This window comes from Bacteroides sp. CAG:189 (assembly GCF_000432295.1).
In the GTDB taxonomy this organism is placed as follows: domain Bacteria; phylum Bacteroidota; class Bacteroidia; order Bacteroidales; family Bacteroidaceae; genus Bacteroides; species Bacteroides salyersiae.
Genome location: NZ_HF991126.1, coordinates 103,821 through 121,487, shown reverse-complemented (window position 1 = coordinate 121,487; position 17,667 = coordinate 103,821). Strand labels below are relative to the sequence as shown.

Sequence of the window (17,667 nt, the reverse complement as noted above, 5' to 3'; positions counted from 1 at the left end):
AGAGCGTCCGCTAACGTATGAAAAACAAAGCGTAGTATACACCCAATTGTTTCAAGACCTGATTAAAGCCGATTCCATATTAATGGAATACGAGAAACAACCGATTGAGAACACCGATGATCTTATTAAGGGTACAGATATGTTAACGGAACAGGGCACAGCCGCCAACATTGTAAAAATGTGGAGAAAATATGCCAACTCATTAATTCTACGCATGGCAATGACGGCTGTTGACGTGGAAGGATATACATGTAATATCAACGGAGAAGAGAAAACAGTACAGCAATTGGGAGAAGAAGCCGTTCAACGTGGAGTGTTGCAGGCCGGAGACAAAACAATCGGATTACTTTGCGGAACCGGAACAGAGGTAGGTTATCATCCCCTTTACAAAATTGCAAATAGCTGGGTCGATTCTCGTTTAAATGCTTCGTATCATAACTATCTGATTCGTACGCAACATCCTATTTTAGAATTCTGGTTCGCAAAAAATGAAGGAGCTATTACAAACCGGAATCAAGCTACAATAAAAAAAGAAGAAAAGTTCTTAAGTATCCGCTCCGGAATGGAACTATCGACCGCTGCCCTCACTACACAAACTTACCAATATTATTCAAAGTTTAACTTGAACTTTGCTGGTGAAAAGTTAGCGTTCTTCAAAGTAGAGGAAGCACTATTCCTATTGGCTGAAGCCAGTTTACGTGGATGGAATGTAGGTGGAACAGCCGAAGATTTTTATAACGCTGGTATTAAAGAATTTTTCACCAAACACTCTTTTTCGACAGCAGCTTATAATGAATATATGGACTGGAAAGGTATGGGTAATTTAGGAGTATCCCAGCAAATAGTAGAGGAAGCTACCTATCGGGATTTTCTGGACAGTGACAACAATCTTCCGTTATGGGGAGGCTACTATATGCTTAACAATAGCTACGACAAGCCCCAGAATGCAGATACGAATCCTTACATCAATGATTCGAAAGAACAAAAATTACAAAAAATTATTACACAAAAATGGATCGCTATGTTCCCACAATCATGCGTATCCTGGACTGATTACCGCCGCACAGGATATCCAAAGCTCTTACCTTACTGTCCTTTTGCTTATGGAAATTCAGATGGTTCATTGGAAGAACCACGCTTTAATTGGATTACCGGTGAAATTCTCACAGAAGGGGTAACCATACGTCGCATACCTTACAATACCGCCAGTCTTGAGGTGGCCAACGAGGTGGCATTAACGGCCAAATCCGCTTTAAATGAAGAAACAACCGGAGCGGCTAAAGATGACACCCAAGGAACCCGGCTATGGTGGGATATTGCAGAAAAAAAGACACTTGATTAATATTTACTTAAAATTAGTATTATGAAACTAAAACAACTTTTATTTTCAGCAGCTTTATTAGCATCGATGAGTGCAATGGGGCAAAGTGTACCAACGCACGAAATGTACGTGGACTTTGGTATAACGGAAAGAACAGATATCGTATCTGCATTGGATAAATGGCAACCGGGTGATAATTTCAGTAACGATCCAAATTATCAGGATGAAAATTTCTTCATTTCCCGCGTACCACTAAAAACGCGTTTCATTAACTCGAATACGCAGGCCAATAAGAATCTGAACGAAGAAAACAATAAAAATCTCTGCTGGTGTTCTCCGATTGGTGAAATGACTAAAAAATGGGGTCCAATGCCACGTTACAATTTTGATGGTGACAACTTCAACATGTGGCAATACATCAATATTCATGCAAACTGGTCCAACAGTTGGTTCCGCGTTCCCGGAACTTTCAACGATGTGGCTCATAAAAATGGTGTCCGCACCGGATGTCTTTACTTTATCGACTGGGCATCTCAAGTCAGCGCCACCAGTGATGCCGGCAAAATGTTAGCACAATTGGCTGCTAAAAATGAAGACGGAACTTTCAAGTATGCCCGCAAATTAATCCAATTTTTAAGATATTACGGTATTGACGGTATCGGTTTGAATCCCGAAGGTAACTGGTCGACACAATTGAACGAAGATTTTTCTTCTTTCTTGGCCGAATGTCATAAAGTAGCCGAAGAGATGAATCACCCATTCCATGTAGAATGGTATGCTTTCGTTTCCAATTCCGGCGGTTTGAGTGATAATGGTTCTAAATTGGAAATAGGTGCTAACGACAAATGGTTCCATAAAAATGGTTACCCTGTTACTGACGTATTTTTCTTAAACTACAACTGGACTGAAAGCGGTTTACAGAAATCTGTAGACGCTGCTAAGTCTCTCGGCCGTAGTACATACGATGTATATGCCGGTTTCGACCAGCAAGGACGAGGATATGGTAAATACGGAAATGCCGGATGGACAGCACTGATGAAACAGCCGGTATCTATCGTAGTATGGGGTGGACATGACCGTAGTCAATTATATGCAGGTTCAACAGAAGGTGGCAATTCTGATCTTAGTGTTCAAAATGAATATCAAAAGAAACAGGAACTCCTATTTACCGGTGGTTCCAGAAATGTGCTTCGCACTCCAGATGTAACAGATGACGTGATTACCTCTTCTTACTCTGATTTGACCAAATGGCATGGTTATTCAAAAGCTGTAATCGAAGAAAGTACGCTAACAGAACTCCCTTTTGTTACACGTTTTAACTTGGGTAATGGTTATTCTTTCAGCAAAGAAGGAACCGTTACATTCGATCATAAATGGTACAACATCGGATTACAGGATTTATTACCGACATGGCGTTGGTGGATCGACAACGGAGATGGAGTAACAATACCATCAGATCCCATCAATTGTGACTTTACATTTGATGATGCTTGGTTCGGCGGTTCATGCTTAAAAATACACGGAGCTACCTCCAAATCTGATATCCGCTTGTTCAGCACCAAATTTAATATAGCCAGCACAGCCGATGAATTCACAATTGTATTTAAAATGCTGAACGGTACGGATCCGAAAATGAAACTAAAAGTTTCAAAACTCGGAGCAGAAAGTGCTTTCACCTATCACACCTTGCCTACCGATGGTATCGTACAAGGTAAATGGAATACAGTAAAGATCAAAGCATCTGAATTGAATTTAAAAGTAGGAGATGTGATCGGATGTATTGGTTTAGCAATCGAAGGAACAGATAAAGACTATGCAGTATTATTAGGAGAAATGTCATTTATACCTAAATTATTTAAGAAGACTCCAGTTACTCCAGTCATCACTTATACCAACGTTATGAAACGCGTGTATAATCGTGCAGACTTTAAAGTAATCTTCGATGTGCCATTTAGCGGTACTCGGAAAGAAGAATATAAAGATTGTCCGATTTATAATGAAGAAGTAAATTCTTGGTATTACGAAGTGTATGTAAAACAAGGTGAGAAAGAAACATTGGTAACTGCCACCACTTCGTGGGCTGCTTACGTAGTGGATGCTCCGTTGAATGGTGTCGATCAGAAATTCCAGATTGGAGTCCGTTCTGTAGGATTAGATGGAAAAACAGTTTCCCCAATCGTTTGGTCCGATGAAATAGAAAGTGACCTGTCTACAATTGAAACACTTACAATTGACAAAGACATTATCAAACCGAACGAAGAAGTCACAATTGGTTTTGAAGATCCTAACCACCCGACAGCAAATATCGAAATTTTGAATGCTTTGACAGGAGACGTGATAGACAGCAAAGAAAATGTATTGAAATTAACAACTTCACTGCCTTCTATTGGAACTTACGACGTGAAAGTAGCTACCAAGATGAATATAAACGGCGTGTTGAAAGATACTGTTGTTATAAACAGGGCATTACTTCTGGTAACCCCCGAAGCAACCGGGCGCTTACCAATGATCACTAACATCGCAGCAGATAAAACAGAAGTACTTACGGAAGAAAAGGTGAATCTTAGTGCTGATATTGCCAAAGGTGACACTTATCTGCAAAATGGCAGAGAACGTGACTGTTCCGTATCTCAATCTTTGTATATGAAGGAACCTTATCAATTAACTGTTGATAGCAAAGTCATGTCAGAATATACAAATACTTCCTTCGCGCTATGGTTTAAAGTAGAAAAATTTGAACACGCTTCCTTGGGAACATTATTGATGACCAAGGTTAACCGTAATTATTCTGGCACTTGGACAGAGTCTGTTTGGGGAGAAATGTGGACCGCTATACGCCCTGCCAATTACTCTGACAACAAATACAAAAACGGTGAAGATGAATTGTCTGTATCCGTCGATGCTCCACCTGCTGGAACATCCAACTACGAACACAACGCCGAAGTAGACGGTATGTCAAATGGCTATACACTGTCACCCAATACATGGTATCATGTTTGTGTAGTGAAAGCCGGAAGAAATGTAAAACTTTATTTAAACGGGAAGAAAATTATCGACGTACAATCAAGAGGAACAGGTCCCAAAGACTGGAAAGGTGCCAAATTCTATGTAGGCGGCAGTATGACCAATCTGGCCAGTTTCACCGGTTGGGTAGATGAAGTACAAATTTGGAGCAAAGCACTAACCGAAGCCGAAATAAAAGAATCAATGAGCGGCTATTTAATTCCTCCTACCGGACTGGATGGGTATTTTACTTTCGAAAGTACTGTTACTGACGAAGATGGAAATATCTATTTCCCAAATGAAGGAAACAACAGTGTAGCTGTACCTGGAGCATATATGACGATCGGTACGACAGAAAACAAGAAAAATGTTGACGTGCCGCAAAATCAATTAACTCCTGCTTTAGGCGTACCTTACATTACAGGTAGCCGCCCTATTAAGTTCGAATCGGCTAAATGGATACTTGATGGAGCCAACTTCTCACAAGAAGGAGATAACAAGGCTACTGCAACATATGCCACAGACGGTCAATATCCGGTGACACTAACATTAACTAACTCTTGGGGTAGTGCAACAAAAACGATCACAGATTACATTGTAGTAAAGAAAGGAGTCGGTATAGAAGAAGATAATAAAGCCAATAATTACTTAATCTATCCGAATCCATTCAAAGAACAAGCGAATATATTATTTGCAGATGCAGGTATATACAACGTTCTTGTATTCGATATACAAGGTAAACAAATCTCCGCATCTAACTATAACGCTGCAGCCGGAGAAGTTTGTCAACTATCATTCGATGCTCCACAAGGCATGTATTATGTAGTTGTAATGCAAAATGATAAATGCGTTCAATCTTTTAAGGTAATAAAAGAACGTTAATTCACGAAAGAGAGTGTGCAGACCAACTGCGCTTTGCACACTCTCCTTTTCTATTTACATTATTAAAAGATATATATGAATTACCTAAAATTATTTATTCTGTTAAGCCCGATCATTTTATTCCTCACCAGTTGTGAGAATGATGAAGATAATAGCGGAACCATGAAGCAAGTCGAGAGTATTATAGATTATAATCCGACCGAGAATTATAAAGGTTCGTATGACATCACCCTTCAAAGGAATATAGCACTTGAATTCTGTAAAGTCGAAGGAGTTATGGGAACAGATGAATTCATTGCCAGAAATCAAGATTCAGGCGAATACACATATGTAGACTGGGGATATAAATATGCTGGCGTCAAAGGAAATGAAGAGGGATATTATAGTCGTGTTTCATACAACGATACGATCTTGGTCGGATTAGGTTTTTCTGATACATGGAAAGTGGGTAAGTACGATTTGTTATTAGTCAGGAACAACAACTATCAAATAATAGATCAATTTAACTTCATGATACTCAAAAACATAGAAGCTGATGTAACACAGGCCAAAGGCGGTGTTCTGAAAATAAAGGCAGAGGGATGGGATCAAGCAAGCGGTGCAGCCATCGACTCTCTTGAATTTATTGATAAATCGACCCAAAAGGTCATTGAAAAAATTGCTTCCACTTATAGAGAAGGAAACGATTATGAAAGCATCGTCTTCACAAAAGAGAAATTCCAATCGAGGGATTATGAACTATGGATAACCAGATGGAACTATGGATTCCGCCAAAAAATCTGTGATTTCAGCTACTTCAATTATGAATTTGTAAATTCCAACCCAATGCAAAAAGATGTAAACGGAAACTACTATCTTCAATTTTATGTGGATGAAATCAATGACGGAGACAGTTACATTGTAACTACCAATTCTCCATATATTGGAGCTTACATTGATAGAAACAAAAGGTTAGATACGGCAAATTGGAATCCTGAAACCAAAATCTACACCTACACATTGGATGAAGATTGCTGGATGACCGACATGGAAGATGGTATGACATTCTCCGTTCGTTTAACACTATCCAAAATAAATATCAATGTAAACGGTTCTAATGAATTAAAAATAGAACAATAGGTAAAATAAAAAATAGAACAAAAATAGACCCGTTTTAAGAAATAATAACTAATAAAAGATAACCGGAATGCATTTCTTTATAGAATTTGTATTCCGGTTTTCTTATATTTTTATTTTTATCTTAAAATAGTCTTTTAAAAATAATACAATAAAAAGCAAATTCCTCACTAGGGATATCCCCTCCTCAACTGCTTTATAAAAACAAGCGATAATTTGTTTAATTAAAATTCAATTATTATGAAAAAACATTTTCTATTACTAGTTATTCTAACTCTATTTCCGTTTATTGCAAGCAATGCAGTAGGAAATAGGGTACTCAAACTGCAAACAAACAGTCTGTTGAGTGAAGACGAACTCTCTTATTGTATCCCTGATGCAAACTCACGCACCAGTTCAACAGAACGACGGTTAGAAACAATCACGATTTCAGGTGCTACATCAAAAGGGGTATCCAGTCCTTTTTCAAACACTTTAAACAACAATCCACAACCGGAAGTATATCTGGATGTGACAGATGCAACCATCACTGCGACAAAAGGAGACGAATTAACTATATCATGGACTTTCCGCAATCAAATTTCATGGATGCATTATTATGTATACATCGATTATGATCAAGATGGTATCTTCAATGAAGAAAATGAATTAGTGTCGTATACATACTATAATGCAACCGGAGAAGGTCCGTCTACCAATAGTATCGGAGAAACAGTAGAGGCAGGTGAAGGTAAAACCGGGGCACCTGTATTTACAATTCCGGAAGATGTTCTAACCGGTAAAACCCGATTGAGACTAAAAATAGACTGGAATAGTAAAAATCCTTGTGGAAATCCGAGTCCTACAAACCCAATAGGAGGAAACAATGGAACAATAATTGACTATAGTATTGATATTCAAGCTAAATCTACAGCTACCACTTCTACTATCAACTTTCCCGAATCAATAGTAAACGGAGCTTTAACAGTTAAAGCCGGTGATAAAGATATTACCAACGGAGAAGAAGTAGCTAACGGAACAGAACTGACAATCATAGCTACTCCGGCAGAAGGATACATACTGGATTACTTGGAAGTAAATAATGTAACATTAACCGGAAACACTTATACCGTGACAGAAGATGCAGTTATTACAGTTGGTTTTGCAAAGAAAGCTGTAGGAGAAGAAAACAAGGCGGTAACGATTCCCAAATCACAAATAGGTAACTACTCTGGAACAGCTTATCGCTTGGAATTTCCTGAAATACTTTTAGGAGATCGTGATGGCGGAGATACTGATCGTAAAGGTAAATCATTTACTATTTCAACATGGGTGAATTTTGCAGAATTAACAGGTAGTAAAAATGAAGGAACAGGAGATGGTACTGTAATCATGGGACACGGTGCCCAAGCACATATGAACCACAATGGAAGCGTTTTTTTGTGTGCCAAGCCAAACGGAAAATTATATCTGGGAGGTGGAGAAAACAACATAACCGGCAGAGATTTGAATGCAGACATTACAATTGATACCTGGATGTATCTGACAATCGTATATGACAACGATGCTCAATCTGTAAGCGTTTACAAAGATGGTATGATATTGGAAACAGTGGAAATGGGCCATCAGCTAAATCTTTTTAATGATGATCCTGCTATTTTCTACGTTGGTGGAGTAATGTTCTCCGGAATGTGCGATGAATTCCAGTATTTCAATAAGGCTTTAACATCTGACGACGTATTAACGGCATACAATGATCCTAAAGGAATAGACGGATTAACAGCCTTATATGATTTCAATTCTATTGCCGAAGGAACGACAGGACAGTTTGAAAACAAAATAAAATCAAGTGATAAAGCTGATATTAAAGCAACTTTCAATAAATATACTACAAGTACTGTTTGGGCTGGCAATGAATTAGTTTCCGGTAAAGTTACTGAATTCGCTCCAACCTTCGCCGACGGACGTAATATGACGGTTCTTCCAACATACTATACAGTCACACTACCTATGGAAGTTGCTAATGGTACATTAACAGTTATGAATGGAAATACTTCACTTGCAGCCGGAGACAACCAAGTCGAAAAAGATGCAGAATTAACGATTACAGCCACTCCAGCAGAAGGATATATTTTAGATTATCTGAAAATAAATGATACACCACTGACAGAAAGTACTTATACCGTAACAGAAGATGTTGCCATCACAGTTGCATTTTCAAAAGAACCTGCAAAGGCTACAGCCAAAGCAATACATATTCCAACAAATAGTGGTAAAACACAATATCAATTCCGGTTTGATGATCTCGTTTTAGGAGAACATAAGAATGGAACAAATAATAACTGGAGTAATGGTATCGTAGATAAAGGCGATTATCGTGCCCGTAATTTCACGATGTCAGCATGGGTTAGACCTCTGAATAGTACAGGCGACCTCTTTGGTCATGCACAAAAATCATTCTATGGTGCCGAAGGAACATTCGCAGTCCGCATCAACGCTAACAACCAATTAGTACTAAAAGCCAGAGCTTGGGTTAACGGATCTCAATGTGACGGAATACAAGAAATTGTATCTGACGTAACTTTGGATATTAATGAATGGGCTTTCTTAACAGTAGCCGTAGATGATGATGCACGTTCAATCAAATTGTACAAAAATGGTGTGTTATTATCCACAGGAGATTTAAGTGCAACTAAAAATGGAACAGAAGCTCATGGTATCGGTTTATTAGCAGACGAATGTATTTTCTTTGCAGGTAACGGTTCATCATCTTGTGACGTGGATGAAATACAAGTATGGAGTAAAACACTGAACACAGAAGAAATCGCAACCTCTATGAACGGTTATATCAATGCACCGGAAAATTTGGTTGCGTTCTATAAGTTTGATGAAAACTCCATTGAAAATATACCAAATCAAGGTACCGGAGGTACGTGTGATGCCAATTTGGTTTCCGGAACAAGTGCATATGACCCTTCTGTATGGGGAGATGTATATACTTGCTCTCCTATCCAAGCAACTTTGGTTGATGGCCATATTCTTCCCAAATTCGCAATAAATTATGTATCAGAAACAGAACACGGTTCATTTGTTATCAAGAACGGTAATAATGTAATCACTCCGGGTAGTGAAGTTGCACAATACACCATGTTAACTGTTGAAGCAACTCCTGCTGAAGGTTATCAAGTGAAAAGTATTAAAGTAAATGATACAGAAATTGAAGGTAATACATTCATTGTAAATGGAGAATCAACTGTTAGCGTTGAATTTACTGACAAACTGACCATTAACTATACCGTTTCCGGAGTAGGAACGTTCACAGTCATAGATGAGAATGATCCGGAAAATCCATTCAACAGCGGAGATGAATTTGAAAAAAATACATCTATCACAATGGTGTTAGCTGCTGGCGAAGGTTACGAAATATCCAGTTTTATCGTTAATGGAGAAGAACAAAAAGAGTCTATAAATGTTGCCGGAGTATATACAATAGCCAATTGTCAAACAGACCTGAACATTGATGTAGTATTTGCTAAAAAACTTTTCAGTGTAACATTCAGTTCTAATGATTTCGGTACATTAACAGTAAAACAGAACAATGTAAATATTGAAAGTAGCACTCCTGTAGAATATGGTACAGAATTAACAGTTATCGCAACTCCTAATGCTAATGCAACTTTAAGTGTATTTACGATCAACGGAGCTGACAAACTTGCAGAAATCCAAAATACATTAAAAATGAATATTACTGTTTCGGAAGAACTGGATATTCAAGCAGAATTCACTACTATCAGCCGGACTGTAACTTGTAACATCATTGGTAATGGTTCTGTAAAAATTACAGATGCTAAAGACAATGTATATGAAAACGGTGTAGCTTCTATCCCTGATGGTTCTAATATCACTTTGACTTTCATTCCTGAAGATGGTTACCAATTGAATGATTTCAAATATGACGGTGATTCCATGTTCGAAGATATAATTGATGATCAATTCAACTTTATTGCTGATGAAGATTATACTTTCGACGTAGTTTTCACTAAAATCACTTCACTCCAAAACACTTCAGAAGATGCTGTAAGCGTTCGTTATGAATCGGGAATGCTATACGTTGAAGGAATGAATGCCGGTGACAAACTTGATATCTATGACATTACCGGAAAGTATATCGAGACATCAACTCTCGCAGCAACAAATGTTACAGATCTTGCAAACGGTTGTTACTTGGTAAGAATATCTCTCGGAAATACAATCAAAACCGTGAAGTTTATTAAAAGATAAGCTTGAACGCACTTTGAGAGATTAACATAAATTGAAAAGGCTGTGTCAAAGCTATAAATACTTTGCCACAGCCTTTTCTTCAAAAAAAACAGTTCCCATAATGAAAAACATCCTTTTATTTACTCTGTTGTTATGTAGCATGACCCTACATGCGCAAACATATCGTGTGTATCCCGTTCCTCAAAAAGTAACAATGAACGGAAATACCATAAAAATGACCCCAAATGTAAATATCGTCAAAGAAACCGGTATTAATGAAATTACCATAAACCGCGTCCAAGAGGTATTAACCGATGCCGGATTTAGTTTCACTGTCAGTAACACGCTTACCGATGATCAAACGAATATCCTGATCGGCATTAACGGTTCTAAAGAGATAGCCGACAATTATGCAACAAGCCACTCCCTGTCAAGAGATGTCTTTGCCGCAGCAAACAATAAATATGACCCTCACCTATTACAAATAAACAACCACCATGCCCAAGGAGATATAATCATCTTAGGTGATCATACCGGATCGGCTTATTATGGCATGGCCACTCTGGAACAAATATTAGGACAAACTGCCGGAAACAACCTGCAAACTGCCACTTTCGAGGATTATTCCCATACTCAATATCGCGGAATTGTAGAAGGATTCTATGGACATCCGTATAGCACAGAAAGCCGGCTTAACTTGTTGGACTATTGCAAACGATACAAAATGAATATGTTTGTATATGGTCCGAAAGCCGATCCTTACCATGCAGGTAAATGGCGTGAAGATTACCCGACAACCATAACCGACCAAGAACGCCACATGGGGCTGATCACCCAAGACGACCTGCGCGAACTGGCAAGCAAAGCGAAAGCCTGCAATGTTGCTTTTATATGGTCGATCCATCCGGCACTCGAAGGAGGAGGTATAAACTTCAGCAATCTGGATCCGGGAGTGGAAGCTATCATGGAGAAATTCGATCACCTGCACAAATTGGGTATACGGCATTTCGGTGTATCCATCGACGATATGAGCGGTCACCCGTACAACCAGTCTGATCTTGCAGATAAAGCTCAAGTCAAATTATATGAAAAATTCAACAAGACCGGAGTGTCAGAGGAAGACAAAGTAGGACCGCTTCTATTCGTCCCGACACAATATGCATTAAATTATGGAACCTCTACCCTCTCCTCTTTCAAAAACATTCATAAAGATGTGCTGGTAGCCTTTACCGGATATGACTGCTTTTCTAATATCCGGGGGAGTGCCTGTGACCGTATGGCCGACTTGATAGGACGCAATCCCATCATGTGGTGGAATAATCCGGTAAACGATGATTATGACGAATTTCTCTATATGCATGGGCTCACCGCACGTTGGATTATCGAAGATAAAACTCCGATCTCTTCACTACAAGGGTTGGTTTTAAATCCGATGAATCAAGGGCAGGTTTCAAAGATAGCGCTATTCAGTTCGGCAGACTATGCATGGAATCCGGCTAAATTCGATGAGTCAGCCAGTTGGGAAGCATCTCTTTCTTCTATCGTAGCCGAACCTGAGTTAACCGAAGCCCTCAAAACATTTATCGGTGTGATGAGTGCATACACTACCCATGATACAAGAACTCCGGAAGGGGAAAAATTCTCGCCGCTCTACACAGCTTTTCAATCGGCATATTCCAAAGAGAATATCCCCGATGCAACGCAACTTTTGAGTGAAATGAAAAAAGCGAATGAGGCTTGTAAGGTACTACAAACACTAAAAGACAGTGAAAATAAAGAATATAATTTATTCTACGAAGACATTAATTGCTGGCTGGCAAAAGTAGAATCGATGACGGACATCGTAGTCAAATCGATCTCTTTGATGAAAAATCAATCCGACCTTTCTTCATGGACCGATTTTGCCATAGCCCAAGCCAATGCACAAAAGATACATACAGATCCGAAATTCCAGTTGAGTGTACTCGAGGGTAAAGGAACAAGTTCTTACGAAGAATTTAAAGAGGTGCAACCCACCCCCAAATATCTGGATCCGTTCATTGATTTCCTTGCCGGTAAATTAAGTGACCATGCTCCACAGCTTCCGGAAAGATCACGGGAGATGGAAGTGATCACTAACATAAAAAATCTATCTGAAGTCAATATTCAGGCGGAAGAGAATGTAACCAAACTATCCGGACTCAATGCCGTCACACTGAAACCGGGAGAATATATCGGCATCTTCTTCAATGCAATCAAGGAAGTTACTACCGGAATTCTACCGGCATCTCTCACCGATAATCTTTCAACAGAATACTCCATCAACGGAAAAGAATGGACCGGCTTTATACCGACAGAGGAATCAACAGAGCAAATGGCTTATTTCCGTATTGTGAACAACAGTAATTCCGACCAGCTCATTCCGATAAATGAAATTTCATTCAGAATGCCGGCTTCCGAGAGTTCAGTCCCTTTAGAAGCCACCACCAACATGGGTACTTACCAAACTTATAACATAAAAAATGTAATAGACGGCAATTACTCCACCAAATTTTGGAGCAGCAGTGCACAAAAAATTGGAGATTACATTCAATTGGATTTTGGCGCGTCCGCTGCCCGTTTTGACATAACCCTGCATTTTGCCGATGGAGACATGCCTACCGGGGAAGCTCTTATCCAGTTATCCGACAATGCTCAAGATTGGACTACGGTAAAATCGTTCACCGCTTCGGCCATATCCAATAGCATATATACTTGCAATGCCGGTGGAAAATCTGCAAGATACGTGCGTTTATATCTTAAATCGATAAGCGGTAATAATTGGTTCCAATTGACGGAATTTGAAGTAACGAGTTCACGTATCACTCCTGTTGCAGAAGACAATGAAGGAAACCCGATCACTCTGCTGGATGACCGCAGCTTGGCGGCTGGCTATCAGGCTCAAGATGCCGGATATGTAATCTATCGCTTCATTGAGAACATCTCTATCGATGAAATTCAGATTTTCCATAACAGTATATTTGTACCTACAGCAGACAAACCGACAATAACGGTGTGTGCCAATGGGAAATGGATCAACAAAGGCGAACTGGACGCTGCATGCACTTCTGTCCAAGTGGCTAATCTGAAAAATATTTCTCAACTAAAGATTACTTGGAATAAGGATAATATCCCTGTTCTTTACGAAATAATGCCGATCGAAAATCCTTTCATCGAAGAAAATAAAGCGATTACAATCCCACAGACAAGCGGGACAAGCGGTTATCGCCTGCAAGTACCGGAAACCATTCTTGGCGACCGTTCCGGAAGTGATACGGACCGTACAGGAAAATCATTCACTCTTGCATCGTGGGTAAACATGGATAAATTTACAAATGAAAGTAAGAATAAAGGTAACGTTATCATGGGGCACGGACCGCAAGTGCACATGAACTACAACGGAAGCCTCATCCTGAGTACTACAGAAAACGGAGAACTGAAAGTGATAGCAGGCGCATCCAACAAGATCGATCAAACGCTTTCTACCCGTATCAGTCTGAACACATGGACCTATCTGACTCTTATTTATGATAATGACACCCACAAAGTCAGCGTATATAAAGATGGTATATCAACCGGCGAAGAGATACAATTGAACAATAAATTGGAACTTTTCCCAGATGATCCGTGTATATTCTTCGTCGGTGGTATGGGATTCTCCGGACTTTGCGATGAGCTTCAATTTTTCAATAAAGCCTTGTCGGCTGCGGAAGTTCAACAAGCCTATCAAACCCCTCAAGATATACCTAACCTAACAGCGTGGTACACTTTCAACAGCATTGACGGTAGCAGTGAAGGGGCATTCCTTAATAAAGCGACAGTTACCGACAAAACAGATGAAGAAGCCGTTTTCTTTGAATACACAGGAACAAAATCTTCGGACGGCGGTTTAATCAGTGGCACCGTTACAGAAGCTGTGCCGACATTAGCCGATGGCCGCGTTCCGGCAGCAGTGTTCTATACCGTCACGGTGCCGGCAGAAGTTGCCAACGGGACACTGACCGTCATGAACGGAGACATTCCGCTCGTTGCCGGAGAGAATCAAATTGAAGAAGGTACTGTACTGACCATTACAGTGATTCCCGATAAAGGATATCAATTAAAAAGCGTTAAAGTAAACGGAACCGAAATTAAAGGCAACACATTTATTCTTGAAAAAGAATCTATCATTACGGTTGAGTTTATGCAAGACGCCACTGCCAGGCGGAGTATCACCTGTAACATCACCGGCAACGGTACTGTACAAATCACGGATGACGAAAACAATGCATATGAAAACGGTGTCGCTTCCATCTTGGATGAGACAAAAATCACCTTAACTTTCATCCCGGAAACAGGCTATGAACTCAACGATTTTATATTCGACGGAGATTCAATGTTCGACGATTTAGTTGATAATCAATTCATTTTCACTATTGATGATGATTATACTTTCGATGTTATTTTCAGTAAGATCACTTCCGTACGAAACACTTCCGAAGAAGCTGTAAGTATTCGTTATGAATCAGGAGAACTATACGTGCAGGGAATGAATGCCGGTGATAAACTCGACATTTATGACATTACCGGAAAATACATCAGAACATCAACTATTTCAAAAACAGACGTTGCAGATCTGGCAGACGGTTGCTATCTGGTAAGAGTATCTCTCGGAAATGCAGTTAAAACCGCCAAGTTTATCAAAAGATAAATTTAAACGGACTGAGAGAGATTAATATAAATTGAAAAGGCTGTGGTGAAGCGATAAATACTTTGCCACAGCCTTTTCTATTAAAAGGATTCCAGTACAGAATAATATTTCAATCCTCTATCTGAATATAATATTAACGATCACCGTCGCCCCCACTTTCTGGTTCAGGCTACGGACTAACTTTTCACGCGCCATCATCAATTCCTGACGAAGGGCGGCTGAGGTCAGATGTACATACAATGTTTGATTCTTTATATATAAGTTCTGAGTGTATGAGGCAATGGTCGGTCCCAGTATTTGCGGCCAGGCATCCAGCAAACGCTGCTCATTCAAAGGCGACTCCAAACTTTCCTGACGAAGAAATTGCTGAATCAGTTTTCCTATTTGTTCTGCATTGTTCCGTTTCATACTTCAGCCTCCTTCATTTCCGCTATTTCACCTTGTTCTACCCGAAACATTTTATAATCGCTGCCTACCTTATGCAAAATCCGGTCCAGATGTTCACGATTCGTATCGGTAATGAAAATCTGTCCGAAACTATCCCCGGCCACCAATTTCACAATCTGCTCTACACGCGAAGCATCCAGTTTGTCAAAAATATCATCCAGCAACAACAGTGGAACCGTGCTGCCCGTACGTTTCAGAAAATCGAACTGTGCCAATTTAAGCGCTACAAGATACGTTTTATTCTGCCCTTGCGAACCTTCTCTTTTTATCGGAAACTCGCCCAACAGCATGTTCAACTCGTCTTTATGAATACCCCGCAAAGAATATCCCATTATTTTATCACGCACACGGCTCTCTTTCAATACTTCAAGCAAAGAAGCGGCACGCGCATGAGAATCATATGATAATCCGACTTGCTCCTTATCCTGTGATATAAAAGAATAAAAAGATTGAAAGATAGGAATAAATTCCCGGATGAACTCCTCACGTTTACGATATACCACTTCACCCGCCTGCGCCATCATCTCTTCCCATACAAGAAACAATTCTTCTTCTACCGGAAGTTCGCTTTTCAATAATGTATTGCGCTGGGTCAACGCTTTATTATAACGGATCAACGCATCCAGATACTCTTTATCATACTGAGAAATCACCACATCCATAAATCGGCGGCGCTCATCGCTCCCTCCGGCTATCAATTCAGAATCGGCAGGCGAAACCATCACCAAAGGAAGAAAACCAATATGATCGGACAAACGGCTGTATTCTTTCTTATTACGTTTAAATTGTTTTTTGGAACGGCGCTTCATGCCGCAATATATCTCTTCGGGCGTGCCGTCTGCCGCCTCATAAAATCCTTGAATCACAAAAAAATCCTGTTCGTGCCGTATATTCTGCGAATCGATCGGATTTCCGGCACTCTTACAGAAAGAGAGAAAATAAACTGCATCGAGCAAGTTCGTCTTTCCCATGCCATTCTGTCCGAAAAAACAGTTCAACTTAGCAGAAAAGTTCAGTTCAACCTGCTCCAGATTTTTATAATTTAATATGGATATACGTTTCAGTATCATGTTTACACATTAAGTTTGGTTACAAAAGTAGAAAGATTTTCGTGGTTTTAGGGTGTAAAACAAAAAAAGATGCCGCTAAATTTCGTTTGTAGATATAAAAAAACTACTTTTGCGAGTCGAAATACAAAAGTTGGAATAATAACAAAAAAGAATCATATAAAAATGGCAGGACAAAAGCACCACAATGAACAAATGAATGTGGAAGATGCACTGACACAGTCGGAAGCATTTCTTATTAAAAACAAAAAAGCAATTATCGGCGGAGTTGTTGCTGTGATCATTATCGTAGCGGGCGTTATCATGTACAAACACCTTTATGCCGAACCTCGTGAAGAAAAAGCACAGGCTGCTCTCTTCAAAGGACAGGAGCTTTTTGAACAAGACAACTTTACCCAAGCATTAAACGGTGACAGTATCGGTTACACCGGTTTTCTGAAAGTGGCGGAACAATTCAGCGGCACAAAAGCAGCTAACTTAGCTAAAGCATACGCAGGCCTTTGCTACGCACAATTAGGACAATATGACGAAGCCATCAAATATCTGACTGAATTTGACGGAAAAGACCAAATGGTAGGACCGGCCGTTCTTGCTGCTGCCGGTAACTGCTATGCACAAAAGAATGAATTGGATAAAGCTGTTGCTGCATTGCTGAAAGCTGCCGATAAGGCAGACAGCAATACGTTAAGTCCTATTTATCTGTTGCAAGCCGGTGAAATCCTGATTAAGCAGGGTAAAGCAGAAGAAGCGATCAAAGCATATACCCAAATTAAAGATAAATACTTCCAGTCATATCAGGCAATGGACATCAATAAATACATCGAGCAGGCTAAATTGCTGAAGAAGTAAACATAACCCAAAACAGAGTGAAGAGTGAGAAGTGC

Annotated in this window: 8 protein-coding genes; 6 read left to right on the top strand and 2 right to left on the bottom strand. The window is 39.7% G+C overall.

The genetic code is table 11. From position 1 onward, the window contains the following. From QVP90_RS19640 to QVP90_RS19620, 5 genes are all read left to right on the top strand, one after another. Nucleotides 1-1,342: SusD/RagB family nutrient-binding outer membrane lipoprotein (locus QVP90_RS19640; RefSeq protein WP_288204937.1), on the top strand; the 1,342-nt coding region annotated here is incomplete at its 5' end. Nucleotides 1,343-1,363: 21 nt separating this feature from the next. Continuing rightward, on the top strand, nt 1,364-5,206 hold the full coding sequence (locus QVP90_RS19635; protein WP_021937383.1) for an endo-beta-N-acetylglucosaminidase: 3,843 nt from the start codon (nt 1,364-1,366) through the stop codon (nt 5,204-5,206). A gap of 75 nt (nt 5,207-5,281) precedes the next feature. Further along, a complete protein-coding gene (locus QVP90_RS19630; protein ID WP_021937382.1) occupies nt 5,282-6,325 on the top strand; it encodes a hypothetical protein in 1,044 nt (347 codons plus the stop codon). A gap of 237 nt (nt 6,326-6,562) precedes the next feature. Beyond that, nucleotides 6,563-10,582, top strand: coding sequence for a LamG-like jellyroll fold domain-containing protein (locus QVP90_RS19625; RefSeq protein WP_021937381.1), 4,020 nt, complete (start codon nt 6,563-6,565; stop codon nt 10,580-10,582). A 100-nt stretch (nt 10,583-10,682) separates the two neighbouring features. Further along, complete coding sequence (locus QVP90_RS19620) at nt 10,683-15,269, top strand: beta-N-acetylglucosaminidase domain-containing protein (RefSeq protein WP_021937380.1); 4,587 nt, start codon at nt 10,683-10,685, stop codon at nt 15,267-15,269. Between the two features lie 117 nt (nt 15,270-15,386). On the opposite strand, the gene QVP90_RS19615 is transcribed toward QVP90_RS19620, so the two are convergent. Both QVP90_RS19615 and recF read right to left on the bottom strand, forming a co-directional pair. After that, nucleotides 15,387-15,677, bottom strand: a complete 291-nt coding sequence (locus QVP90_RS19615) for a DUF721 domain-containing protein (RefSeq protein WP_005925266.1) — start codon at nt 15,675-15,677, stop codon at nt 15,387-15,389. After that, a complete protein-coding gene (gene recF / locus QVP90_RS19610; protein ID WP_021937379.1) occupies nt 15,674-16,786 on the bottom strand; it encodes a DNA replication/repair protein RecF in 1,113 nt (370 codons plus the stop codon). Before recF ends, QVP90_RS19615 begins: the two co-directional genes overlap by 4 nt. Before the next feature lie 162 nt (nt 16,787-16,948). Here recF and QVP90_RS19605 point away from each other — a divergent pair, with 162 nt between their 5' ends. Beyond that, nucleotides 16,949-17,632: a tetratricopeptide repeat protein gene (locus QVP90_RS19605; RefSeq protein WP_021937378.1), complete on the top strand. Its 684-nt coding sequence runs from the start codon at nt 16,949-16,951 to the stop codon at nt 17,630-17,632. The last annotated feature ends 35 nt before the right edge of the window (nt 17,633-17,667 follow it).